23 protein-coding genes and 1 pseudogene are annotated in these 24,220 nt (G+C 59.7%); 13 read left to right on the forward strand and 11 right to left on the reverse strand.

What is annotated here, in order from left to right; genetic code table 11:
- Window positions 1–165: 165 nt before the first annotated feature.
- The 4 genes and pseudogenes from argB to coaBC form a co-directional block, all read right to left on the reverse strand.
- Window positions 166–1,071, reverse strand: coding sequence for an acetylglutamate kinase (gene argB, locus FQ187_RS19115; protein ID WP_109626724.1), 906 nt, complete (start codon window positions 1,069–1,071; stop codon window positions 166–168).
- Between the two features lie 25 nt (window positions 1,072–1,096).
- Window positions 1,097–2,500, reverse strand: a pseudogene (locus tag FQ187_RS19120) (phosphomannomutase/phosphoglucomutase); the annotation flags it as partial.
- A 256-nt stretch (window positions 2,501–2,756) separates the two neighbouring features.
- The gene (dut, locus tag FQ187_RS19130; RefSeq protein ID WP_149630675.1) at window positions 2,757–3,212 is read right to left on the reverse strand and encodes a dUTP diphosphatase; all 456 of its coding nucleotides are present in this window, start codon (window positions 3,210–3,212) and stop codon (window positions 2,757–2,759) included.
- Window positions 3,213–3,217: 5 nt separating this feature from the next.
- Window positions 3,218–4,426 carry a bifunctional phosphopantothenoylcysteine decarboxylase/phosphopantothenate--cysteine ligase CoaBC gene (gene coaBC, locus FQ187_RS19135; protein WP_149630676.1) on the reverse strand — a complete coding sequence of 403 codons (1,209 nt, stop codon included), beginning with the start codon at window positions 4,424–4,426 and terminating at the stop codon, window positions 3,218–3,220.
- Between the two features lie 136 nt (window positions 4,427–4,562).
- On the opposite strand from coaBC, the gene radC reads away from it, so the two are divergent.
- Entirely contained in the window at window positions 4,563–5,237 is a 675-nt protein-coding gene (radC, locus tag FQ187_RS19140; RefSeq protein ID WP_149630677.1) for a DNA repair protein RadC, read from the forward strand.
- 129 nt (window positions 5,238–5,366) lie between these two features.
- Here the strand turns inward: radC and FQ187_RS19150 are convergent, their stop codons facing one another.
- Window positions 5,367–6,953, reverse strand: a complete 1,587-nt coding sequence (locus tag FQ187_RS19150) for an ABC transporter substrate-binding protein (RefSeq protein ID WP_149630678.1) — start codon at window positions 6,951–6,953, stop codon at window positions 5,367–5,369.
- A gap of 446 nt (window positions 6,954–7,399) precedes the next feature.
- Here FQ187_RS19150 and rpmB point away from each other — a divergent pair, with 446 nt between their 5' ends.
- Together rpmB and rpmG are read left to right on the forward strand one after the other, a co-directional pair.
- Entirely contained in the window at window positions 7,400–7,633 is a 234-nt protein-coding gene (gene rpmB / locus FQ187_RS19155) for a 50S ribosomal protein L28 (RefSeq protein ID WP_007894701.1), read from the forward strand.
- An 11-nt stretch (window positions 7,634–7,644) separates the two neighbouring features.
- Complete coding sequence (rpmG, locus tag FQ187_RS19160) at window positions 7,645–7,800, forward strand: 50S ribosomal protein L33 (RefSeq protein WP_007894709.1); 156 nt, start codon at window positions 7,645–7,647, stop codon at window positions 7,798–7,800.
- 72 nt (window positions 7,801–7,872) lie between these two features.
- On the opposite strand, the gene FQ187_RS19165 is transcribed toward rpmG, so the two are convergent.
- Window positions 7,873–8,235 carry a cupin domain-containing protein gene (locus FQ187_RS19165; protein WP_149630679.1) on the reverse strand — a complete coding sequence of 121 codons (363 nt, stop codon included), beginning with the start codon at window positions 8,233–8,235 and terminating at the stop codon, window positions 7,873–7,875.
- 238 nt (window positions 8,236–8,473) lie between these two features.
- Here FQ187_RS19165 and FQ187_RS19170 point away from each other — a divergent pair, with 238 nt between their 5' ends.
- Both FQ187_RS19170 and FQ187_RS19175 read left to right on the forward strand, forming a co-directional pair.
- On the forward strand, window positions 8,474–9,967 hold the full coding sequence (locus FQ187_RS19170) for an aldehyde dehydrogenase (RefSeq protein ID WP_046045050.1): 1,494 nt from the start codon (window positions 8,474–8,476) through the stop codon (window positions 9,965–9,967).
- A gap of 191 nt (window positions 9,968–10,158) precedes the next feature.
- Window positions 10,159–11,301 carry an MFS transporter gene (locus tag FQ187_RS19175; RefSeq protein ID WP_149630680.1) on the forward strand — a complete coding sequence of 381 codons (1,143 nt, stop codon included), beginning with the start codon at window positions 10,159–10,161 and terminating at the stop codon, window positions 11,299–11,301.
- Between the two features lie 30 nt (window positions 11,302–11,331).
- On the opposite strand, the gene FQ187_RS19180 is transcribed toward FQ187_RS19175, so the two are convergent.
- A complete protein-coding gene (locus FQ187_RS19180; protein WP_149630681.1) occupies window positions 11,332–12,912 on the reverse strand; it encodes a phospholipase D family protein in 1,581 nt (526 codons plus the stop codon).
- 56 nt (window positions 12,913–12,968) lie between these two features.
- Window positions 12,969–14,390, reverse strand: a complete 1,422-nt coding sequence (locus FQ187_RS19185) for a PLP-dependent aminotransferase family protein (protein WP_149630682.1) — start codon at window positions 14,388–14,390, stop codon at window positions 12,969–12,971.
- A gap of 179 nt (window positions 14,391–14,569) precedes the next feature.
- On the opposite strand from FQ187_RS19185, the gene FQ187_RS19190 reads away from it, so the two are divergent.
- Window positions 14,570–14,815, forward strand: a complete 246-nt coding sequence (locus FQ187_RS19190; protein ID WP_140675494.1) for a DUF1127 domain-containing protein — start codon at window positions 14,570–14,572, stop codon at window positions 14,813–14,815.
- A 47-nt stretch (window positions 14,816–14,862) separates the two neighbouring features.
- Here FQ187_RS19190 and FQ187_RS19195 read toward each other — a convergent pair whose 3' ends face one another.
- Complete coding sequence (locus FQ187_RS19195) at window positions 14,863–16,176, reverse strand: FAD-binding oxidoreductase (RefSeq protein WP_149630683.1); 1,314 nt, start codon at window positions 16,174–16,176, stop codon at window positions 14,863–14,865.
- A gap of 147 nt (window positions 16,177–16,323) precedes the next feature.
- Here FQ187_RS19195 and FQ187_RS19200 point away from each other — a divergent pair, with 147 nt between their 5' ends.
- Window positions 16,324–16,677: a YkgJ family cysteine cluster protein gene (locus FQ187_RS19200; protein ID WP_149630684.1), complete on the forward strand. Its 354-nt coding sequence runs from the start codon at window positions 16,324–16,326 to the stop codon at window positions 16,675–16,677.
- Window positions 16,678–16,713: 36 nt separating this feature from the next.
- Here FQ187_RS19200 and FQ187_RS19205 read toward each other — a convergent pair whose 3' ends face one another.
- Window positions 16,714–17,202 (reverse strand): Lrp/AsnC ligand binding domain-containing protein, encoded by a 489-nt coding sequence (locus tag FQ187_RS19205; protein ID WP_010465173.1) that lies wholly within the window; start codon window positions 17,200–17,202, stop codon window positions 16,714–16,716.
- 157 nt (window positions 17,203–17,359) lie between these two features.
- Between FQ187_RS19205 and dadA the strand changes: the two genes are divergently transcribed.
- The 6 genes from dadA to FQ187_RS19235 all read left to right on the forward strand — a co-directional run bounded on the left by dadA (window position 17,360) and on the right by FQ187_RS19235 (window position 23,491).
- A complete protein-coding gene (dadA, locus tag FQ187_RS19210) occupies window positions 17,360–18,664 on the forward strand; it encodes a D-amino acid dehydrogenase (RefSeq protein WP_149630685.1) in 1,305 nt (434 codons plus the stop codon).
- Window positions 18,636–18,989: a RidA family protein gene (locus tag FQ187_RS19215; RefSeq protein ID WP_008150191.1), complete on the forward strand. Its 354-nt coding sequence runs from the start codon at window positions 18,636–18,638 to the stop codon at window positions 18,987–18,989. The genes dadA and FQ187_RS19215 overlap by 29 nt, the downstream gene beginning before the upstream one ends.
- A 96-nt stretch (window positions 18,990–19,085) precedes the next feature.
- Complete coding sequence (alr, locus tag FQ187_RS19220) at window positions 19,086–20,159, forward strand: alanine racemase (RefSeq protein ID WP_149630686.1); 1,074 nt, start codon at window positions 19,086–19,088, stop codon at window positions 20,157–20,159.
- 126 nt (window positions 20,160–20,285) lie between these two features.
- Window positions 20,286–20,834 carry a cupin domain-containing protein gene (locus tag FQ187_RS19225; protein WP_008150195.1) on the forward strand — a complete coding sequence of 183 codons (549 nt, stop codon included), beginning with the start codon at window positions 20,286–20,288 and terminating at the stop codon, window positions 20,832–20,834.
- 181 nt (window positions 20,835–21,015) lie between these two features.
- A complete protein-coding gene (locus tag FQ187_RS19230; protein ID WP_123434903.1) occupies window positions 21,016–21,432 on the forward strand; it encodes a cytochrome c5 family protein in 417 nt (138 codons plus the stop codon).
- A gap of 136 nt (window positions 21,433–21,568) precedes the next feature.
- A complete protein-coding gene (locus FQ187_RS19235; protein ID WP_149630687.1) occupies window positions 21,569–23,491 on the forward strand; it encodes an acetyl-CoA hydrolase/transferase C-terminal domain-containing protein in 1,923 nt (640 codons plus the stop codon).
- A 129-nt stretch (window positions 23,492–23,620) separates the two neighbouring features.
- Here FQ187_RS19235 and FQ187_RS19240 read toward each other — a convergent pair whose 3' ends face one another.
- Window positions 23,621–24,193, reverse strand: coding sequence for a xanthine phosphoribosyltransferase (locus FQ187_RS19240; RefSeq protein ID WP_007934646.1), 573 nt, complete (start codon window positions 24,191–24,193; stop codon window positions 23,621–23,623).
- Between the last annotated feature and the right edge of the window lie 27 nt (window positions 24,194–24,220).

Here is a 24,220-nt window from a genome sequence, read left to right on the forward strand (position 1 = left end):
CCACAATCCCTTGTGGGAGCGGGCTTGCTCGCGAAAGCGATGTATCAGTCAACGAAAATGTTGAATGTGATGGCCTCTTCGCGAGCAAGCCCGCTCCCACAGGATCGGTGGTTAAAAAAAGACCCCGCTCAGCCAGTCTGAGCGGGGTCTTTTTGTATGGGCTGCCTAGGGACGCTTGCGATTGCTGATCAAGGTACCCACACCGGTATCGGTGAAGATTTCCAGAAGAATCGCATTTGGCACCCGGCCATCGATGATCAACGAGCTGCCCACGCCACCTTGCACGGCTTCCAGCGCGCAACGGATCTTCGGCAGCATGCCGCCGTAGATGGTGCCGTCGGCGATCAAGTCGTCGACCTGTTGGGTGGTCAGGCCGGTCAGGACCGTGCCCGACTTGTCCATCAGGCCGGCGATGTTGGTCAGCAGCATCAGCTTTTCAGCTTTCAGCGCTTCGGCGACTTTACCGGCCACCAGGTCAGCGTTGATGTTGTACGACTCGCCGTTGGCGCCGACACCGATTGGCGCGATCACCGGGATGAAGTCGCCTTTGACCAGCAGGTTCAGCAGGTCGGTGTTGATGCCGACTACTTCGCCCACCTGGCCGATGTCGATGATTTCCGGTTGAGTCATCTCCGGCGTCTGGCGGGTCACGGTGAGCTTCTTCGCACGAATCAGCTCGGCATCTTTACCGGTCAGGCCGATGGCGCTGCCGCCATGACGGTTGATCAGGTTCACGATGTCCTTGTTCACCTGGCCGCCGAGGACCATTTCCACCACGTCCATGGTTTGCGCGTCAGTCACGCGCATGCCATCGATGAAGTGGCTCTCGATCGACAGACGCTTGAGCAGGTCGCCGATTTGCGGGCCGCCGCCGTGAACCACCACCGGGTTAATGCCGACGGCTTTCATCAGCACGATGTCGCGGGCGAAGCCGGTTTTCAGCTCCTCGCTTTCCATCGCGTTGCCGCCGTATTTAATCACCAGCGTCTTGCCGACATAGCGGCGAATATAAGGCAGCGCTTCGGACAGGACCTTGGCGGTGTTGGCGGCGGCTTCGCGTTCGAGGGTCATTCAGGGCTCCGGGTGCTTCAGAAGATCAAAACGGTAATTGGAGATCAGGTGCAACACGCTTCAACTGGACTTTGAATACGTCCTTGATGCGCTGCAATTCAGCCTCGTCATCGGCCTCGAAACGCAGCACCAGCACCGGTGTGGTGTTGGACGCGCGAACCAGGCCCCAGCCTTTGGCGTAGTCGACTCGCACGCCGTCAATGGTGGTCAGGTCGGCGCCTTCGCCCCACTTCGCGTCGTGCAGTGCATCAATGATGCTGAATTTGCTCTCTTCGGTCACATGGATATTGATTTCTGGCGTAGAAATATCGTTCGGGAAGGTCGCAAACAGCTCTTCCGCGGTGAATTTTTCTTTGCTGAGGATCTCCAGCAGGCGCGCGGCGCTGTAAATGCCGTCGTCGAAACCGAACCAGCGTTCCTTGAAGAATATGTGCCCGCTCATTTCGCCGGCTAATAGGGCGCCGGTTTGTTTCATTTTCTTTTTAATCAACGAATGACCGGTCTTCCACATGAGCGGACGGCCGCCGTATTCCTTGATCAGCGGCGTCAGGCGACGGGTGCATTTGACGTCGAAGATGATCTCCGCGTCAGCGTTGCGCGCCAATACATCACGGGCGAACAGCATCAGCAGGCGGTCCGGGTAAACGATGCTGCCGGTGTTGGTTACCACGCCGACGCGGTCGCCGTCGCCGTCGAAGGCCAGGCCCAGGTCAGCGTTGGATTCCTTGACCTTGGCGATCAGGTCCACGAGGTTTTCAGGCTTGCCTGGGTCCGGGTGGTGATTCGGGAAGTTGCCGTCGACGTCGCAGAACAGCGGGATGACTTCGCAGTTCAGGGCTTCGATCAGTTGCGGGGCAATCACGCCGGCGGCGCCGTTACCGCAGTCGACCACCACCTTCAGGCGGCGGGCGAGTTTGATGTCCTGAACGATTTCGGTGTTGTAGCGGTCGAGGATCTCGACCTGGGTGATGCTGCCCTTTCCGCTGCTCAGGTTGTTGGTCTTGAGGCGTTCGTGCAGGGCCTGGATCTGTTCATTGGCCAAGGTGTCGCCAGCGATGACGATCTTGAAGCCGTTGTAGTTCGATGGGTTGTGGCTGCCGGTGAGCATTACGCCGGATTTGCCGGCCAGCACGTTGGCGGCGTAGTACAGCGCAGGCGTTGGCACCAGGCCGACGTCGCTGACGTGGCAACCGCTGTCGGCGAGGCCTTTGATCAGTTGTTCGACCAGTTCTGGGCCGGACAGGCGACCGTCACGGCCGACGGAAACGTTCGGTTCGTCCTGGGCCAGGCTCTGGGAGCCGATGGCGCGACCGAGCCAATAAGCGGTTTCAGCGTTCAAGAATTCCGGGACGGTGCCGCGAATGTCGTAGGCGCGGAAGATGCTGTCGGGGAACTTGGGTGCGACTTGGGCTGGGCTGCTCATTACTGGAAATGCTCCATCTCGAAGGGTGGTTGGACCTGCTGCGAAGAACTCGTCGACAGGCTCAAACTGAAGGGTATGACGACGTTTTCCACTGAGAGTTCGTGGTGTGCAAAGGCCATACCCCCACATTGGCGAGCGATTGGCTGGCCAATGACTTGATTTTGGGCGGTAAACCTTCCAGATGAGGCTAGTGCAATTTTCATCCTGAAGTGCAAAACCTTGGTGTCAGGCCGGGCAGGGAGCCCAGCCTGAGTCCCTGTGATCAATGGCTGCCGGAGTGCCCGAAACCGCCGGCACCGCGCTCGGTTTCAACGAACTCTTCGACCATCTCGAAGTGCGCTTGAACCACTGGCACCAAAACCAGTTGGGCCAAACGTTCGCCGACCACGATGTTGAAGTCGGTCTGGCCACGGTTCCAGCACGAGACCATCAGCGGGCCTTGATAATCGGAGTCGATCAGGCCGACCAGGTTGCCCAGCACGATGCCGTGCTTATGGCCCAGGCCCGAACGCGGCAGAATCAGCGCCGCCAAACCCGGATCGCCGATGTAGACGGACAGGCCAGTCGGGATCAGCAGGGTTTCGCCCGGCTTGATGACGGTGTCTTTTTCCAGCATGGCGCGCAGGTCGAGGCCGGCGGAGCCTGGCGTGGCGTACTGCGGCAGCGGGAAATCGGTACCGATGCGAGGGTCGAGGATCTTGGCTTGCAAAGTGTGCATGTAAATTAAACCTGGTTCAGACGTTCGGCGATAAAAGTGATCAGCTGGCGAGCAATCTTGCTCTTGCTGGTCTGGGCGAAAAGTGTGGCGTGTAGCTGGCGGTCGATCACGCTGCAGGCGTTTTCTTCGCTGTTGAAGCCAATGCTCGGGTTGGCGACGTCGTTGGCGACGATCAAATCGAGGTTCTTGTCTTTCAACTTGCGTGCAGCGTAATCGAGCAAGTGTTCGGTTTCGGCGGCGAACCCGACACTGAACGGACGGCCAGGGCGAGTGGCGATGGTGGCCAGAATGTCCGGGTTACGCACCATCTGTAGCAACAGGCCGTCGCCGTTCGTAGGGTCTTTCTTGAGTTTCTGTGGGGCGACGACTTCCGGGCGGTAATCCGCGACCGCCGCCGAGGCGATGAACAGGTCGCAAGGGATCGCGGCTTCACACGCGGCGAGCATGTCGCGGGCGCTGACCACGTCGATGCGGGTGACGCGATCCGGCGTCGGCAGGTGCACCGGGCCGGTGATCAGCGTTACGCGGGCGCCGGCTTCCACTGCGGCTTCGGCCAGGGCAAAGCCCATCTTTCCGGAGCTGTGATTGGTGATGTAGCGCACCGGGTCGATGTTTTCCTGGGTCGGGCCGGCGGTGATCAGCACGTGTTTGCCGGTCAGCGCCTGACGCTGGAAGCAGTCCGCCGCGCACTGGGCGAGGTCGGTGGCTTCGAGCATGCGGCCCATGCCGACGTCGCCGCAGGCCTGGCTACCAGAGGCTGGGCCGAAGGTTTTCAGGCCACGGCTTTCGAGGGTTTGCAAGTTGGCCTGGGTGGCCGGGTCGCGCCACATGGCCTGGTTCATCGCCGGGGCAACGGCGACCACGGCGTCGGTGGCCAGCACCAGCGTGGTCAGCAGGTCATTGGCAATGCCTTGGGCCAGGCGGGCAATGAGGTCCGCGGTGGCGGGGGCGATCAGCACCAGGTCGGCCCATTTGGCCAGCTCGATGTGGCCCATGGCAGCTTCGGCCGCCGGGTCGAGCAAATCGAGGTGGACCGGATGCCCGGACAAGGCCTGCATGGTCAACGGTGTGATGAACTCGCTGCCGCCGCGGGTCATGACCACGCGCACTTCGGCGCCCTGGTCGATCAGGCGGCGAACCAGGTCGGCGCTCTTGTAGGCAGCGATACCGCCGCCGACGCCCAGAACGATGCGTTTCCGATACAGCCGCTGCATAGGTCTGCCTTTCATTTCGTTGATGACTGCGTGGCGATACCCCCTCCCCAGGGATGAAATCGCCCGCAAAAAAGATGGGCTACGATATCACAGCGACCGCTACGGAACAGCGGCGCCCACAGACCAGGGAGGTGCTATGAGTATTCGCGATTGGCCGGCGGCGGAACGGCCGCGGGAGAGGTTGCTTGAGTTGGGCTCGGGGAGCCTTTCAGACGCCGAATTGCTGGCGATTTTTTTACGAACCGGCGTGTCGGGTAAAAGCGCGGTAGATCTGGCGCGACACCTGTTGAATCAGTTTGGCAGTCTGCGTGCGCTGCTCGAGGCCGATCAGGAAGCATTCAGCCGGCAATTGGGGCTCGGGCCGGCGAAATTCGCTCAGTTGCAAGCGGTCCAGGAAATGGGCCGGCGGCATTTGGCCGAGCGTGCGCGCCAAAAATCGGCGCTGGAAAATCCGCAGGCGGTTCGTGATTACCTGAAGTCAATGTTGCGCCATGAGCCTCACGAGGTATTCGGCTGTCTGTTTTTGGATTCCAGGCATCAAGTGCTGACCTTTGAAGTGCTGTTTCGCGGATCCATTGACAGCACCAGTGTCTATCCGAGACAAGTGGTTAAACGCGCGCTGGCCCACAACGCCGCAGCCTTGATCCTCTGCCATAACCATCCCTCGGGTAATACCAACCCCAGTCAAGCCGACCGAGTGCTGACCAAGCGCCTGCAAGAGGCGCTGGACCTGATCGATGTGCGGGTGCTCGACCATTTCATCATCGGTGACGGCGATCCGCTGTCCATGGCCGAGTACGGGTGGATGTAGAGGGGCGAATGCAAACCCCCTGTGGGAGCGGGCTTGCTCGCGAATGGGCCGTGTCAGTCGACATCAATGTTGAATGACACTCCGCATTCGCGAGCAAGCCCGCTCCCACAGGGTTTGTGGCGACGCTGATTACTTGAGGATGACCTTCGAGTAGTCCTGACGGCCGAACGGGCTGACGACATACCCTTCGACATCCTTGCGCGTCAGCGCGAAGGCGGTCGGGTGGGCCAGCGGCAGCCACAGCGCCTGCTGCTGGATCTGTGCCTGGGCCTGTTCGTAGAGCTTGGTACGCACACCTTGCTCGCCGGTGGTCTTACCGGCGCTGATCAGCTTGTCCAGGTCCTGGTTGCAGTAGCGTGCGAAGTTGGTGCCGGATTTGACCGCGGCGCAGGAAAACTGCGGCGTGAGGAAGTTGTCCGGGTCACCGTTGTCGCCGGCCCAGCCCATGAACAACAGGTCGTGTTCACCGGCCTTGGCGCGGCGAATCAGTTCGCCCCATTCGATCACCCGAATCTCGGCCTGGATGCCGATTTTCGCGAGGTCCGATTGCAGCATTTGAGCGCTGAGGCTCGGGTTCGGGTTGAGCAGACTGCCAGAAGGTCGGGTCCAGATGGTGGTCTGGAAACCGTCCTTGAGCCCGGCCTTCGCCATGAGTGCTTTGGCTTTTTCGACGTCATGCGGATAACCCGGCAGGCTTTTGGCATAGCTCCAGGTGTTCGGCGGGTATGGACCGTTGGCAGGTTCGGCGGTGTCTTCGAACACGGCTTTGACATAGTTGGCCTTGTCGAACGCGAGGTTGATCGCCTGGCGCACTTCAGGCTTGTCCAGCGGCGGATGCTGGCTGTTGATACCGACGAACGCGGTCATGAAGGCGTCAGTCTTTTCCACTTTCAGAGTCGGTTCTTTCAGCGCGGCCTGTACGTCCAGAGGCTTGGGCGACAGGGCGATCTGGCACTCGTTGCGGCGCAATTTCTGCAAGCGGACATTGGCATCCGGCGTGATGGCGAAGATCAGCGGGTCCACCGAAGGCTTGCCACGGAAGTAATCCGGATTGGCCTTGTAGCGGATCGAGGCATCTTTCTGGAAGCGCGTGAAGATGAACGGCCCGCTGCCGATTGGCTGGCTATTGAGCTTCTCCGGGGTGCCGGCCTTGATCAGTTTGTCGGCGTATTCGGCGGAGTAGATCGAGGCGAAGCCCATGCTCAGCGTCGCGAGAAAGGTCGAGTCCGGGTGATCGAGGGTGAAACGCACGGTCAGCGGGTCCAGTGCGTCGATCTTCTTGATCAGTGCAGGCAATTGCATCGACTGGGCATGCGGGAAGCCGCTCTGGGCGACTTTGTGCCAAGGGTTTGCCGGGTCGAGCATGCGGTCGAAGCTGAACTTCACGTCTTCGGCGGTCATGTCGCGCGACGGGCTGAAGTACTCGGTACGGTGGAATTTCACCTGCGGGTGCAATTTGAAGACATAGGTCAGGCCGTCGGGCGTGACTTCCCAGCTGTCCGCGAGGCTCGCGACCACTTTGCCGCTAGCGGTATCGAAGTCCACCAGGCGGTTCATCAGCACGTCGGCCGAGGCGTTGGTGGTGGTCAGCGAGTTGTATTGCACCACGTCGAACCCTTCCGGGCTTGCCTCAGTGCAAACGCTCAGAGCGGCGGCATGGGCCAATGGGCTCAGCAGAAGAGGGGCGAGCAACAGCGGTAGGGCAGCGAGGCGCATGGTCGGATTCCTTTACAGATCGAAGGCCCATCTGCAAGTGCAGTCTGGAAAAGGCTTACCCTAGTGGGCTCTTTTGTAAATGACTATCCCCTTTTTCATTTTAAGGGGACTATGTGCGCTTGCTTTCGGTGCGTGCTGGCTGAGAAAAACTCTGAATCGGCGTGTTGGCTGATTCTCTGCGACGAGCGGTCTTTAGCGGCGACAGCCTTTATCCAAGGCGCTCGAAGCCCGAAAAGCGGGGTTTTTATCAAGTCTGTTCACACGGAATGTTGTTGCTCTCCAGTCTTTCTGGTATAAAGCAGCGCTCTTTTCTAGGGGCCCGGTTCCTTCACTGTAGGTGTAGCCGGTAAGACCTCTAAAGAAACGCGGCGCCTGGCGCCAAATGACTGAGAGATTAAGCGGCCAACCCATGCCGGGTTGGGCATGTGGTTTTAGAGGGCTGAGGCATGTCGAGAGTATGTCAAGTTACCGGTAAGGGTCCGGTGACTGGGAATAACATTTCCCACGCAAACAACAAAACCCGTCGTCGTTTCCTGCCGAACCTGCAGCATCACCGCTTCTGGGTTGAAGAAGAGAAACGTTTCGTGCGTCTGCGCGTATCTGCCAAAGGCATGCGTATCATCGACAAGCGTGGCATCACTGTCGTGCTGGCCGAAATCCGCAAAGCTGGCAAGATCTAAGGGAGATAATCATGCGTGAATTGATTCGTTTGATCTCGAGCGCCGGTACTGGTCACTTCTACACTACCGACAAGAACAAGCGCACTACTCCGGACAAAATCGAGATCAAGAAATTTGATCCGGTTGTTCGTAAGCACGTGATCTACAAAGAAGGCAAAATCAAGTAATTGATTTTTCCCTCTTACGAAAAAGGCCCGTATCGCGAGATACGGGCCTTTTTTGTGGTTTGAAGAAAGTCCTCAAGCCTTCTGTTCAAACGCCACATAAATCTTGCGGCACGGCTCCAGCACCTCCCAGGTGCCTCTGAACCCGGCCGGGATCACGAAGCGATCGCCCACTCGCAGGGTCTTGCCGTTGCCTTCGTTGTCGCGCAGCACTGAAACCCCCTGAACGATTTCGCAGTACTCATGCTCGGTGTAGTTCACATGCCACTGGCCGACTTCGCCTTCCCACACGCCTGCGCTCATCTGGCCGCAAGGGCTGTTGTAGTGGTTGTACACTGCTTGTTCGGGGTCGCCCTTGAGGACTTTCGCCGGGTCTGGCCGATAGCGATCGGGCTGGGTGGTGGCCTGGCTGAAGTCGACGATGTCCTGGATGCTCATTTTTATAATCCCCCGTGATTGCGGCGCGAGTGGTTCGAAAGTCCAAAGTCTATGTTTATTAAAACGAACACCGCAAGGCCGTTTGCCGACCTTGTGTCAAATATATTGAAACAACCCCGGCCACTGGTTTAGGGTGGCGGTTGCCTTGGGCCGAAAAAGCAGGCTGGCCGGGCAGAATTCCTGAGGACGCCCGCGAAGACCGCGGGGCCCTCGTATTCAACAAGAGGAGGACACTCGTATGACCACCCTGACTCGTGCCGATTGGGAACAACGGGCTCGCGATCTGAAGATCGAAGGCCGCGCCTACATCAATGGCGAATACACCGATGCTGTCTCCGCCGAGACCTTCGAGTGCATCAGCCCGGTCGATGGCCGTCTGCTGGGCAAGATTGCCAGCTGTGACGCCGCCGACGCCCAGCGCGCTGTTGAAAACGCCCGCGCCACCTTCAATTCCGGCGTCTGGTCGCGCCTGGCGCCGACCAAACGTAAAGCCACCATGATTCGTTTCGCCGGCCTGCTGAAACAGCACGCCGAAGAGCTGGCCCTGCTTGAAACCCTGGACATGGGCAAGCCGATCAGCGATTCCCTGTACATCGACGTTCCAGGCGCGGCGCAAGCCCTGAGCTGGAGCGGTGAAGCGATCGACAAGATCTACGACGAAGTGGCCGCGACTCCCCATGACCAGCTGGGTCTGGTGACCCGCGAACCGGTCGGCGTTGTCGGCGCCATCGTGCCGTGGAACTTCCCGCTGATGATGGCCTGTTGGAAACTCGGTCCGGCGCTGTCCACCGGTAACTCGGTGATCCTCAAACCGTCCGAAAAATCGCCGCTGACCGCCATCCGCATCGCTGCGCTGGCCGTTGAAGCCGGCATCCCGAAAGGCGTGCTGAACGTCCTGCCAGGTTACGGTCATACCGTCGGCAAAGCCCTGGCCCTGCACAATGATGTGGACACCCTGGTGTTCACCGGTTCGACCAAAATCGCCAAGCAATTGCTGATCTACTCCGGCGAATCGAACATGAAACGCGTCTGGCTCGAAGCCGGTGGCAAGAGCCCGAACATCGTGTTCGCCGATGCGCCGGACCTGCAAGCTGCCGCTGAATCGGCTGCCGGCGCCATCGCCTTCAACCAGGGCGAAGTCTGCACCGCCGGCTCGCGTCTGCTGGTGGAACGGTCGATCAAGGATAAATTCCTGCCGCTGGTGATCGAGGCCCTCAAAACCTGGAAACCGGGCAACCCGCTGGACCCGGCGACCAACGTTGGCGCGTTGGTGGATACCCAGCAGATGAACACCGTGCTGTCCTACATCGAATCCGGCCACACCGACGGCGCCAAACTGGTGGCGGGCGGCAAACGCATTCTTCAGGAAACCGGTGGCACCTACGTTGAACCGACCATTTTCGACGGCGTTAGCAACGCGATGAAAATCGCTCAGGAAGAAATCTTCGGCCCAGTGCTGTCGGTGATCACTTTCGATACCGCCGAAGAAGCCATTGCGATTGCCAACGACACCCCTTACGGCTTGGCCGCAGCGGTGTGGACCCAGGATATTTCCAAGGCCCATCTGACTGCCAAGGCACTGCGCGCTGGTAGCGTGTGGGTCAACCAGTATGACGGCGGCGACATGACGGCCCCGTTCGGTGGCTTCAAGCAGTCCGGCAACGGTCGCGACAAGTCGCTGCACGCGTTCGACAAGTACACCGAGCTGAAGGCGACCTGGATCAAGTTGTAAGCCAGTGAAGGAGCCCGATTGTAAGTCGGGCTCCTGAACGACGCAGATCCCTTGTGGGAGCGGGCTTGCTCGCGAAGGCGCCGTAACAGCCAACGATGATGTTGGATGTGATGGCCTCTTCGCGAGCAAGCCCGCTCCCACATTTGCTTTGTGCGCCGGTTAAAAAATAACAATCCACAGGAGCGTGGAAAATGCGTTGGGCGACTTATTTCGCCGTGTTGGCGTCTGTCTTGAGTGTCGGCCTGGCGCTGGGCGTCAGCATGCCGCTGGTGTCGTTTCGCCTGGAAGGCTGGGGTTACGGCTCGTTCGCCATCGGTGTGATGGCTGCGATGCCCGCCATTGGCGTATTGCTGGGGGCAAAGATCTCCAGCCATCTGGCCGCGCGTCTGGGCACGGCCAATCTGATGCGTTTGTGCCTGTGGGCCGGGGCGTTGTCCATCGGTTTGCTGGCGCTGTTGCCGAGCTATTCGATTTGGTTGGTATTGCGGCTGATGATCGGGGTGATCCTGACCCTCGTCTTCATCCTCGGCGAAAGCTGGATCAACCAGCTTGTGCTGGAAGAGTGGCGCGGGCGATTGGTGGCGTTGTATGGCAGCAGCTATGCGCTGAGTCAGCTGGCCGGGCCGTTGCTGCTTGGCGTACTGGGCACTGAGCACGATTACGGATTCTGGGTCGGCGTCGGTTTGCTGATGGCGGCACCGTTCCTGTTGCTGGGCCGCAGCGGCGCGCCGACCAGTGAAGCCTGCAGCGTGACCTTCAGCGACTTGCTGGGTTTCTGCCGTGGCCTGCCGGCGATTGCCTGGGCGGTGTCGCTGTTCGCAGCGTTCGAAGCGATGATCCTGACTCTGTTGCCGGTCTATTGCCTGCGTCAGGGCTTTACGACGGAAATTGCGTTGGCGATGGTCAGCACGGTGGTGGTGGGTGATGCCTTGCTGCAATTGCCGATTGGCGCACTGGCTGATCGCTTGTCGCGACGTACGTTGTTCACCGGGTGTGCGGTGGTCCTGCTGATATCGAGCCTGGCCATCCCGTTGTTGATCGATACGTTGCTGATCTGGCCGTTGTGGGTGTTGTTCGGTGCCAGTGCCGGTGGCTTGTTCACCTTGTCACTGATCCTGATCGGCGAGCGCTATCGCGACGATGCGCTGGTGCGCGCCAATGCGCATATCGCGCAGCTGTGGGGTATCGGTTGCCTGATCGGACCGCTGGCGGCTGGTGCCGGCAGTCAGTGGATCAGCGGGCATGCGTTGCCCCTGCTGATGGCGGCAGGTGCGCTGGGGTTGGTGATTCTGCTGTCACGGCAAGGCGCGTTTGGTGCCGTTCAGCCGGCATAGATCTTGGCAATCTATCTGACTGCACTGTTTTTAAAGCATCCGTTCCAGGCCGACCATGTTGCTGAGCCACGAATTGAAATGCTGCCACCAAGTTCCCGGTTCTTTGGTCAACGTGTGCAGCTTGCCGTCATCTTCGGTGACCCAGACGATCTGACCCTTTTCCAGCCGGGCCTGATAGCTGAGGGGCGGCGCCATACCCTCCAGTGCAAATTCGCGCACCCGTACGGCGAGCTGCGGGTTGTCCACCAGGACCCCGACTTCGGTGTTCCACAGCACCGAGCGCGGGTCGAAATTGAACGACCCGATGAAGGCTTTCTGTCGGTCGAAAATCATCGCCTTGCTGTGCAGGCTGGAGTCGGAACTACGGGAGGAGCTGCTCCTGCTGTGAAACAGGCTCGGTCCGCTGCCGCTACCACCGTTGTCGCCGGGCTGACGACGCAATTCGAACAATTGCACGCCGTGCTCCAGCAAGGCTTTGCGATAAGGTGCGTAACCACCGTGCGTAGCGGGTACGTCGGTGGCTTCCAGTGAATTGGTCAGCAAACTCACCGACACGCCGGCATCGGCGCGACCGGTCAGATACACCTGACCCGGCTGGGTGGGGACGATGTAGGGCGAGACCATGATCAGTTCCTTGCTGACCCCATTGAGCTCGGGCGCCAACTGGGTGGTCAGTTGCAAGTACGGCTCCGGCTCACCCTTGGACAGCACCTTGTTCGGTGAGTCCCACAACGCCTGGTTCCAGGCCCAGATCAGCTCCCGGCGCCAGACATCCAAACGCGGGTGCGTGGTGTAGGCCATCAACTGCTGATAAAGCGCGTGGTTCTGTTTACGCGTTTCCTCCAGGGATTCGTCCAGTCGGGTCCGGGTGTTTCTCAGATCCTTGGCTGTCGGCTTGGTCGAGAGAAACTGTTCGATCGGTTTGCTCAGGGCGCTGTTCCAGTACTGGTCGAAGCTGTGCCCCAACTGCTCTGCAACCGGGCCGACGCTGAGCATGTCGATGTCGGTGAAATTCAGGTTGGGCTCGGCATCGAAATACTCATCCCCCAGGTTGCGCCCGCCAACTATCGCCACGCAGTTGTCTGCCACCCACAGTTTGTTGTGCATGCGCCGGTGTTGCAGCGACAGGTTGAAGAACCGGCCCATGGTTCGCGTAACGACGGTGCTGCGGCCCAAATGTAGCGGGTTGAACACGCGGATCTGAATCTTCGGATGTGCGGTGAGGGTCGCGATGATCCGGTCCAGGCCATCGCTGGTGGTGTCGTCGAGCAGAATCCGCACCCGCACGCCGCGGTCGGCGGCGTGGAGCAGCTCGCTCACCAATATTCGTGTGCTGATGCCGCCATGGACGATGTAGTACTGCAGATCGAGGCTGCTTTGGGCGTTGCGAATCAGTTCGGCGCGGGCGGTGAAGGCCTCGGCGCTATCGGAGAGCAAACGAAAGCCCGATTGGCCTTGATGGGGGGCAGCCTGTGCCTGGATCGAGCGGCCGAACGCCGAATCGGTCGCCGGCAGGGCCTGACTCGGTTCGCGAGGGACATAGAGTGTTGTGCAGCCACCAAGGAGCGAAGCGAGTAACAGAAGAGCAAGCAATGGCTGTCTGATTCTCACGGAGCATATTCCGAGTGGTGGCGGGTAGCATATGGACGCCGCATCCCGAAGAAAGGTCAGTCGGTTTCCGCTAGCAGTTTGATTGCCATCGCACCGACCTTGCGCACTGCTTCTTCGATCTGCGGGGTTGTTTTGGCAGCGTAGTTCATCCGCAGGCAATTGCGGTATTTGCCCGACGCCGAAAAGATGCTGCCGACGGCAATCTGTACGCCTTGATCATGCAGCGCACGATTCAGTTTCAGGGTGTCGAAACCCTCCGGTAGCTCGACCCAGAGCATGAAGCTGCCCTGGGGACGACTGGCGCGGGTACCGGCCGGAAAATAGCGGCTGACCCAATCGATCATCACATCCCGATTGCGCTGGTATTGGGTGCGCATCCTCCGCAAATGCGGTTCGAAATGTCCGGCCTTGAGAAATTCGGCAATCGCGATCTGCGGTTGCGGCGCCGTAGAACCGGTGCTGATGTATTTCATGTGCAGCACCCGTTCCAGATACCGTCCCGGCGCCACCCAACCGATCCGCAGCCCCGGCGCCAGGGTCTTGGAAAATGAACTGCACAGCAGGACGCGGCCGTCCTCGTCGAAGGATTTGATCGTGCGCGGGCGCGGGTAGGTGTAGGCCAGTTCGCCATACACATCATCCTCGATGATCGCCACGTCGAAACGCTGTGCGAGTGTCAACAACGCGCGTTTACGTGACTCCGGCATGATGTAGCCCAGCGGGTTGTTGCAGTTGGGGGTCAACTGTATGGCCTTGATTGGCCATTGCTCCAACGCCAGTTCGAGGGCATCGAGGCTGATCCCGGTGAGCGGATCGGTGGGGATTTCCAGGGCTTTCATGCCCAAGCCCTTGAGTGTCTGCATGGCGCCGTGAAAGCTTGGCGAGTCCACGGCCACAATGTCGCCCGGTTCGCAGATGGAGCGGATGCTGGTGGACAGCGCTTCGTGACAACCGGTGGTGATCACCAGATCGTTGGCGCTCAACTGGCAGCCGGAATCGAGCAGCAGGCGGGCAATCTGTTCGCGCAGTTCGAGGGTGCCGTAGATGTTGTCGTAATACAGACCGGGCATGTCCTGCCGCCGGCTGATTCGCGCCAGGTTGCGCAGCAGCGGTTTCATGGTCGGCGTGGTGATGTCCGGCATGCCGCGGCCCAGTTGCACGACATCTTTGCGTGGGACGGCGCGAATGAGTTCCAGCACCTGATCCCACTGGGAAATATCCACCGGACGCTGTGCCGGGCGGCCAATTGCCGGAAGCTCCGGCAGTTCGCGCCCCACGGGTACGAAGTAGCCCGACTTGGGTTTGGGGGTCGCCAAGCCGCTGTCTTCCAGCACGCGATAGGCCTGCTGCACCGTGCTCAGGCTGACGCCGTGTTCAACACTCAACGCCCGCACTGACGGCAGCCGGTCACCGGGCCGATAGAAGCCCTGTTCGATACGCGTGCCGAGTAGTTCGGCGAGATTGACGTAAAGGGTCATGGCGCAGTCTCGGTGTGGGTGGTTCGGTTAACCAGTACAGATGGGTCGAAAATAGGGGATTCAGACGCTGAAATGCAAAATCTGTATGGAGTTAATACAGGCTCGTTGAATCTGTAATGCTTTTTGCCGTCGACGCATCATGAAAGCTCTGGCTACCCAAGTAAACAGGAGCAATCAAAATGAACGGCTTGAGCGATGTGCGGCTGACGTTACACAGTCAGGAACTGGCGGCAGGGCAAAACAACGGCGCACGCGAGGCGGTCATGCGCAACGCCCCGTCCGGCCTGAGCCGCTGGGGTCTGTTCTGGCATCGTCTGCACACGCGCAAGGCATTGCTGGAGCTCACGACTGAGCAGCTTAAGGACGTTGGGTTGAGTCGGGAACAGGCGCGGGAGGAGGGGCTTAAACCGTTCTGGCGGATCTGACTTCTGACGATCGCTCCCACGCAGGAGCGTGGGAGCGATCATCTTCGTCAAACCAACTCTTTAAGCCGATGCCACAGCATCCCCAGCGCCAGTAATGGCGAGCGCAAAAGCTTACCGCCAGGGAACGTGATATGCGGCACCTTGGCAAACAGATCGAACCCTCCACTCTGCTGGCCACTGATAGCTTCAGCCAACAACTTCCCCGCGAGGTGCGTGGCATTCACGCCATGACCGGAATAAGCCTGGGCGTAATACACATTCGGCTGATCCTTGAGCCGGCCGATCTGCGGCAGACGGTTGGCGCCGATGCCGATCATCCCGCCCCATTGATAGTCGATCTTCACCCCGACCAGCTGCGGGAAAACTTCCAGCATCTTGGGCCGCATGTACGCGGCGATGTCCTTCGGGTCGCGACCTGAATAATGGCAGGCGCCGCCAAACAGCAAGCGGCGGTCCGCCGAGAGCCGGTAGTAATCCAGCGCCACCCGTTGATCGCAGACCGCCATATTCTGCGGCAGCAGCGAGTGAGCCAGCGCTTCGCTCAAGGGTTCGGTGGCGATGATGTAGCTGCCGGCGGGCAGCACCTTGCCGCTGAGTTCGGGATTGAGTTCATTGAGGTAGGCATTGCAGCCCAGCACCAGCGTCTTGGCGCGAACCGAGCCCTGGGCAGTATGGACCTTGACCTCGGGGCCATAGTCGATGCGGGTGACCGCCGATTGTTCGAACAGCTTCACCCCCAACTGCTGCGCGGCGGCCGCTTCGCCCAATGCCAGGTTCAGCGGGTGCAGATGCCCTGAACCCATGTCTATCAATCCGCCGACGTAGCGGTCGGAACCCACAACGGAATGCATTTCACTGGCTTGCAGCAGACGGGTTTCGTAACGGTAACCGAGACTGCGCAGCTCTTCGGCATCTTCAGCGAAACCTTCGAGGTCTCGGGGTTTGTTGGCCAGGTCGCAATAGCCCCACGTGAGGTCGCAAGGGATCTGAAAACGCTCGACGCGCTGTCGGACGATTTCCACCGCTTCCAGGCCCATGAGTTTCATCTGACGCACACCGTCCGCACCGATCACGTTAGCGAACTGATCGAGGCCATGGCCGACGCCACGAATCAACTGTCCTCCATTGCGTCCGCTGGCGCCCCAACCGATTTTGTGGGCTTCGAGCAGGATCACGCTGAAACCGCGTTCGGCCAGTTCGAGCGCCGTGTTCAACCCGGAGAACCCGCCACCGACCACGCATACGTCAGCCACCAGGTCGCCTGTGAGCACTGGATGATCGGGCTGCGGCAGGCTGCTGGCGGCGTAGTAAGAAGCAGGGTGCTGGTGGTTCGGGGCAGGTTGCTGAGCACGGGCATTCATGTGCGTGTTCCTGATTCTTGTGTTTAGAAAATTTGACGGAGCATAAGCCGGACCTTCGGACACGGGCAACACTGGTCGGTTGGTGCTGTCTGGATCGGGGCTTTTACGTCAGAATCCCGCTCTATTCCGCTTTTGGTCACCGCTTCGATGAGCTGCAACAGTCAGAAAATTCGCACGCTACGGCAGCAGATTCCCTCGTTCGAGTGCGTGCCCGGCTGCCATGACTGCTGTGGGCCGGTGACCACCTCGCCGGAAGAAATGTCCCGCCTGCCGCGCAAGACCCGGGCCGAGCAGGATGCTGCGATGGATGAGCTCAATTGCGTTCACCTCGGACCCAACGGCTGCACCGTGTATGACGAGCGGCCGCTGATCTGTCGACTGTTCGGCACCACCAAGACCTTGCCATGCCCGAATGGACGGGGGCCGGTGGAGCTGATTCATCCGCGGGTCGAGAGGCAGATTCACGAGTACATGGCCAGCACCCGGCAAGTCCTCGTGTGATCGATCCCACGCAGAGTGGGAACGATCTGTGTAGGCTCAATCCGGAATCGGCAGACACAGGCTCTCTTTCACTTCTTCCATCACGATGTAGCTCTTGGATTCGCGCACATGCGGCAACTTGAGCAGGATGTCGCCCAGCAGTTTGCGGTACGAGGCCATCTCGGAAATCCGCGCCTTCACCAGATAGTCGAAATCCCCTGACACCAAATGGCACTCCAGCACGTGGGGAAGCTTCAGGACCGCGCGTCGGAACTCTTCGAAAGTGTCGCCGGATTTGTAGTCGAGGCTGATCTCGACGAACACCAGAAGACTACCCTTGAGGTGCTGCGGATTGAGCCGGGCGTTGTAGCCCATGATGATCCCTTCGCGCTCCAGCCGCCGGACCCGCTCGGTACACGGCGTGGTCGAGAGACCGACCTTTTCCCCCAGCTCGGTGAAGGAAATGCGCCCGTCCGCTTGCAGGATCCGCAGGATGTTGCGGTCGATCTTGTCCAGCTCACGTTTGGTCTGAGTGTTGGTACGCATAGGGGATGCGCCTCCGTGAAAAGCGTTTTTGCCGAGAATTCTCGCCAAATATAGGCACTTATATAGTGAAAAGCACTGCCTAATCTTTTTTACACTGCGCACATCAATGCTCGACAACTACGAACGTCAGCGGCAAGCCGCGATGAGGGATATGAAAATGCGCGTTATGGTCTTGGGTAGCGGCGTCATCGGTACCACCAGTGCTTACTATCTGGCGCGTGCCGGGTTTGAAGTGGTGGTTGTGGACCGTCAGCCGGCCGCTGCCATGGAGACCAGTTTCGCCAACGCCGGGCAGGTGTCGCCGGGTTATGCCTCGCCGTGGGCTGCGCCGGGTGTTCCGCTTAAAGCCATCAAGTGGCTGTTGCAGCGGCATGCACCGCTGGCGATCAAGGCCACCGCCGACATCGACCAGTACCTGTGGATGGCGCAGATGCTTCGCAACTGCACCGCCAGCCGTTATGCGGTGAACAAGGAGCGCATGGTCCGTCTGTCCGAGTACAGCCGTGACTGCCTCGACGAATTGCGCGCCGAAACCGGCATTGCCTACGAAGGCCGCAGCCTCGGTACTACCCAACTGTTCCGCACCCAGGCTCAACTCGACGGCGCCTGGAAAGACATCGCCGTGCTGAAAGAGTCCGGCGTGCCGTTCGAACTGCTCGACCGCGCCGGCATTGCCCGCGTTGAGCCAGCGCTGGCCAGCGTCACCGACATCCTCGCCGGTGCCCTGCGCCTGCCGAACGACCAGACCGGCGATTGCCAGATGTTCACCACCCGCCTGGTCGAAATGGCTACCAAACTGGGTGTGGAATTCCGCTTCGACCAGGACATTCAGCGCCTCGACTACGCCGGTGATCGCATCAACGGCGTATGGATCGATGGCAAGCTGGAAACCGCTGATCGCTACGTACTGGCCCTGGGCAGCTACTCGCCGCAATTGCTCAAGCCGCTGGGTATCAAGGCGCCGGTGTATCCGCTCAAGGGTTATTCCTTGACTGTGCCGATCACCAACCCGGCGATGGCCCCGGCTTCGACTATCCTCGACGAGACCTACAAGGTCGCGATCACCCGTTTCGACAACCGCATCCGCGTCGGCGGCATGGCTGAAATAGCCGGTTTTGACCTGTCGCTGAACCCGCGTCGACGCGAAACCCTGGAGATGATCGTCAACGACCTCTATCCTCAGGGCGGCGATCTGGCCCAGGCGAGTTTCTGGACCGGTCTGCGTCCGACCACCCCGGACGGCACGCCGATCGTGGGTGCTACACCGTTCAGCAATCTGTTTTTGAACACGGGTCACGGTACGCTTGGTTGGACCATGGCGTGCGGTTCCGGTCGCTTGCTGGCTGATCTGATGGCGAAGAAAACGCCGCAAATCAGCGCCGAAGGCCTCGATATTTCCCGTTATGGAAAAAAACTTCAGGAGTCTGCAAAACATGTCAATCCAGCGCCAGCTCACCAATGAGCGCATGAGCCAGATCGTAGTCCACAGCGGTACCGTGTATCTGGCAGGGCAGGTCGGCGACGATATGAACGCCGGGATTGAACAGCAGACCCGTGAAACGCTTGCCAACATCGAGCGTTTGCTGGATCTGGCCGGGACCGACAAGAGCCGTTTGCTGTCGGTGACGATTTACTTGAAAGACATTGATGCACACTTTGAAGGCATGAACGCGGTCTGGGACAAGTGGCTGCCAAAAGGCGTCGCACCGGCCCGTGCCACCGTTGAATCGAAATTGTGCGAACCGGAAATCCTGGTTGAGCTGTCGGTTGTCGCCGCTCTGCCATAAGCCCGTCAGAAAGATCCCTCTCCCGGTGCTACTGGCGGTTCACGCCGTCAGTCAGCGCCGGTTTTTATTCCCATGACCGCCTAGAAGTCTGCCGCCATGCGTCCAGCCCGTGCCCTGATCGACCTTCAAGCCCTGCGTCACAACTACCAAATCGCCCGTGAAGTCACGGGGGCCAAGGCCCTCGCGGTGATCAAGGCCGATGCCTACGGTCATGGCGCGGTGCGTTGCGCCCAGGCGCTGGAAGCCGAAGCAGACGGTTTTGCCGTGGCCTGTATCGAAGAAGCGCTGGAGCTGCGAGCCGCGGGCATTCGTGCGCCGGTGTTGCTGCTGGAAGGTTTTTTCGAGGCCGATGAGCTGTCGCTGATCGTCGAGCATGACTTCTGGTGTGTGGTGCATTCGCTGTGGCAGCTCGAAGCCATCGAGAACGCTGCACTGAGCAAGCCGATCACGGTCTGGCTCAAGCTCGATTCGGGCATGCATCGGGTGGGCTTGCATCCAAAGGATTATCAGGCGGGCTATCAACGGCTGCTGGCCAGCGGCAAGGTCGCGAAGATTGTTCTGATGAGCCACTTCGCCCGGGCCGATGAGCTGCACAGTCAGGCCAGTGATGAGCAGGTCGCGGTGTTCGAAGCGGCGCGCCAGGGCTTGTCGGCCGAGGTTAGTCTGCGCAACTCGCCGGCGGTGCTTGGCTGGCCGCAGATTCCAAGTGACTGGGTTCGCCCGGGCATCATGCTCTACGGCGCGACTCCGTTTGAAGAAGCCAATGCCGTGGCGTCCCGCCTGCAACCGGTGATGACCCTCGAATCGAAAGTGATTTGCGTGCGTGAACTGCCGGCCGGCGAGCCGATCGGTTACGGCGCCACATTCATCACCCAGAAACCGATGCGCGTGGGCGTGGTGGCCATGGGTTACGCCGATGGCTACCCACGTCAGGCACCGACCGGTACGCCCGTGATGGTTGCCGGGCAGCGCAGCCAGTTGATTGGCCGGGTATCGATGGACATGCTCTGCATCGACCTGACCGATGTGCCGCAAGCCGGCCTCGGTTCGACCGTCGAGTTGTGGGGCAAAAACATTCTCGCCAGTGACGTGGCCGCGGCCGCGGGCACGATTCCTTACCAGATCTTCTGCAACCTGCGCCGGGTGCCAATGCTCTATTCCGGGGCTTAGGTCAAAACGTCCCGACCGAAAGTCGCTTCACCGAACAGGATTCAGGTCCAAGTGTTGTAAATACTGAACGCTGTCGCCATGATAACGCTCAATATCCAACAACCTGAATCCTTGGAGACTCCAGCATTGGACGTCGGTGAACGACTGCAATCCATCCGTAAGCTCAAAGGACTTTCCCAGCGTGAACTCGCCAAACGCGCGGGTGTCACCAACAGCACCATTTCGATGATCGAGAAGAACAGCGTCAGCCCCTCGATCAGTTCGCTGAGGAAGGTACTGGGCGGGATTCCCATGTCCATGGTCGAGTTCTTTTCCGAAGAGATCCTGCAGGAAAAACCGACTCAGATCGTCTACAAAGCCAACGAGCTGATCGATATTTCCGATGGCGCAGTGACCATGAAGCTGGTCGGCAGGGCTCATCCGAGCCGGGCCATCGCGTTCCTCAACGAAATCTACCCGCCAGGCGCCGACACCGGTGACGAGATGCTCACCCATGAGGGCGAGGAAACCGGGATTTTGCTCGAAGGTCGACTTGAGCTGGTGGTGGGGCTTGAAACTTTTGTGCTCGAAGCCGGCGACAGCTACTACTTTGAAAGTACTAAACCGCACCGTTTCCGTAATCCGTTCGATGCGCCAGCGCGACTAATCAGCGCAGCTACTCCAGCGAATTTCTAAGAAAAGAGGCGTCCCGCCAGTATTGCGGAGGTGCCCGGGTTGTTTTTCCGCCACGCATAAGACCCCTTCGACTTTAGGGTTGTTTCAGTGTGGCGGGCTTACCGTTATACTTGCGCCCGCCTGCGAACCGTGGCCGTGGGCGTGACTAGCCACCATTGAGGGTGAACGCGTGAATCTAATTATGAAAATGCTGGCCGTACCAGCAACCGTATTGGCCCTTTGGGCAGTCAGCGCACAAGCTGCGACCAACGACGATATTGCTAAACGCCTTGAGCCAGTCGGCCAGGTCTGTGTTCAGGGTAAAGAGTGCAAGGGGATGGAAGTCGCTGCTTCTGCGGGTGGCGGTGGTGGTGCCAAAACCCCTGACGAAGTGATAGCCAAACACTGCAACGCTTGCCACGGTACCGGCCTGTTGGGCGCGCCGAAAATCGGTGATGCCGCCGCTTGGGGCGAGCGCGCCAAGAAGGAAGGCGGTGTTGACGGTTTGCTCGCCAAGGCGATCTCCGGTATCAACTCGATGCCGCCAAAAGGTACCTGCGCCGATTGCGCAGACGCCGAGCTCAAAGGCGCCATCCAGAAGATGTCCGGCCTGAAATAAGCCTTCATCTTCAGCAAAAAAGCCGCTTTCGAGCGGTTTTTTTGTGCCTGCGATTTGGCTTTCGAGACTGTTCATTGCAGCAAAGACCCGGCAAGCTCGGTCCAACCCCAATTCACGGAATGTAAGGGAGGATCAGATGGTGCAGCTGTGTTCTATCGAGCAAGCGGTCGATGATGTCTTGGCACGGTTGCCGGCGCATATCCACATGGGCCTGCCCCTTGGCCTGGGCAAACCCAACCACTTCGTCAACGCGCTGTTCCAACGCGTCGCGCAGTTGCCCGAGCGGCAGTTGACGATCTACACCGCCCTTTGCCTGGGCCGTCCTTCCTTGGGCGACGGTTTGCAAAAGCGCTTCCTTGAGCCCTTCATCGAACGGGTTTTCGGCGATTATCCGGAACTGGATTTCCTGGCCGAGCTGCATCGCGACAGCCTGCCGTTCAACATCCATGTTCAGCAATTCTTCATGCAGCCCGGCAGCCTGCTCCACAGCGCACAGGCCCAGCAGGATTACGTCAGCAGCAATTACAGCCACGCCGCTCGAGACATCAACGCCGCCGGTTTGAACCTGGTGGCGCAATTGGTGGCCAGCCACAGCGAACATCCCGATCGCCTGAGCCTGAGCTGCAACCCGGACATCACCCTCGACCTGTTCCCCATGATCGCCAAGCGTAGGACGGCGGGGGAGACGATCCTGCTGGTGGGCCAGGTGCACAACGATTTGCCCTACATGCCGGGGGACGCGGAAGTCAGCATGGACACTTTCGACCTGCTGATCGACGAGAAGGACAGCACCACGCTGTTCTCCACGCCGAACATGCCGGTGGGTTTCCAGGATCACTTCATCGGGCTGCACGCCAGCACGCTGGTGCGCGACGGCGGCACCCTGCAGATCGGCATCGGTGCCATGGGCGACGCACTGACTGCTGCGTTGCTGGCGCGGCAGGCTGACAATGACGGTTACAAGGCGTTGCTGGCGGACGTCAATCTCAGCCAGTGGGCACAACTCATCGACCGTGAAGGCGGCGTCGAACCCTTCGCCAAAGGCCTTTACGGTTGCAGCGAAATGTTCGTCAACGGCTTGCTGGTGCTGGCCGATGCCGGGATCGTGCGGCGTAAGGTCTATCCGGATGTGCCGACCCAGCAACAGGCGAATGCCGGCACGCTGGATGAAACCGCGCAGACTGACGGCATCTCGGTGCATGGTGGTTTCTTCCTTGGGCCGCGCAGTTTCTATGAGCGCCTTCGCGAGCTGCCGCACAGCAAGCGGCTCGAATTCAACATGACCCGCATCAGCTACATCAACGAGCTCTACGGTCAGGAAGAACTCAAACGCTTGCAGCGCCTCGATGCGCGTTTCATCAACACCGTGTTTACCATGACCTTGTTGGGTGCAGGCGTGGCCGATCAGCTCGAAGACGGGCGAGTACTCAGCGGTGTCGGTGGGCAGTACAACTTCGTCGCCCAGGGTCATGCGCTGGAAGGGGCGCGTTCGGTATTGCTGCTGCGCAGCTGGCGCGAATCAGGCGGTGAAGTCAGTTCGAACATCGTCTGGGAGTACGGCCATTGCACAATCCCGCGACACCTGCGAGACATCGTAGTCACCGAGTACGGCATCGCCGACCTGCGGGGCAAGACCGATGCGGCGGTGATCGAGGCGTTGCTGAACATCAGTGACTCACGTTTCCAGCCGGGGTTGATCGAACAGGCTCAGGCGGTCGACAAGTTACCGAAGCATTTCCGTATTGATCCACGGTTCGCCGACAACAGTCCGCAGCGCTTGCAGGCCATTCAGGCGCGGCATCCGCAGTTGTTTCCGGAGTATCCGTTGGGTTGTGATTTCACCGCAGAGGAGAAGGATCTATTGCGGGCGCTGAACTGGCTGAAGAGCAAGTTCAAGCTCACGGAGATTCTGGAACTGGGCAAGGCAGCGCTGGATGCGCCGGAGCCTTCATCGTTTCCCGAGCATCTGGAGCGGATGCAGCTGACGAAACCGGAAGGGCTGAAAGAGGATTTGTTCCAGCGGTTGCTGCTCACCGGCCTCAAAGCCAGCGCTTTGTAACGGCCAGCGGAGACCAAACGTGGGAGCGGGCTTGCTCGCGAATGCGGTGTGTCAGTCAAAGTTGATGTCGTCTGACACACCGCATTCGCGAGCAAGCCCGCTCCCACACTGGTTTTGCGGTGTGGCGGTTTATTCGATGAAGGTTACGACGCCATCCTTCAGCGACTGCACGCGAGCCAGCGATTCAACGCGATAACCCTGCGCATCCAGTTCCGCACGGCCGCCCTGGAACGACTTCTCGATCACGATACCCAAACCCGCGACGGTAGCGCCGGCCTGTTTGATGATCGAGATCAGCGCTTGCGACGCCTTACCGTTGGCCAAAAAGTCATCGATGATTAGCACGCGGTCGCTGCTGGTCAGGTGGCGCGGGGAAATCGCCACGGTGCTTTCGGTCTGCTTGGTGAACGAGTAAACGGTCGCCGACAGCAGGTTTTCGGTCAGGGTTAGGGACTGATGCTTGCGCGCAAAAATCACCGGCACGCCGAGGTTCAGACCGGTCATGATCGCCGGCGCGATGCCCGAGGCTTCGATGGTGACGATCTTGGTGATGCCCGAATCCTTGAACAGCGTGGCGAATTCGTCGCCGATCAGCTTCATCAGGGCCGGGTCGATCTGGTGGTTCAGAAAGGCGTCGACTTTCAGGACCTGGTCGGAAAGCACGATGCCTTCTTCGCGAATTTTCTTGTGCAGTGCTTCCATGAAGCTTTCCTCTACGGGCGGCTTGTG

Source organism: Pseudomonas sp. ANT_J28 (genome assembly GCF_008370005.1).
GTDB classification, from domain to species: domain Bacteria; phylum Pseudomonadota; class Gammaproteobacteria; order Pseudomonadales; family Pseudomonadaceae; genus Aquipseudomonas; species Aquipseudomonas frigoris.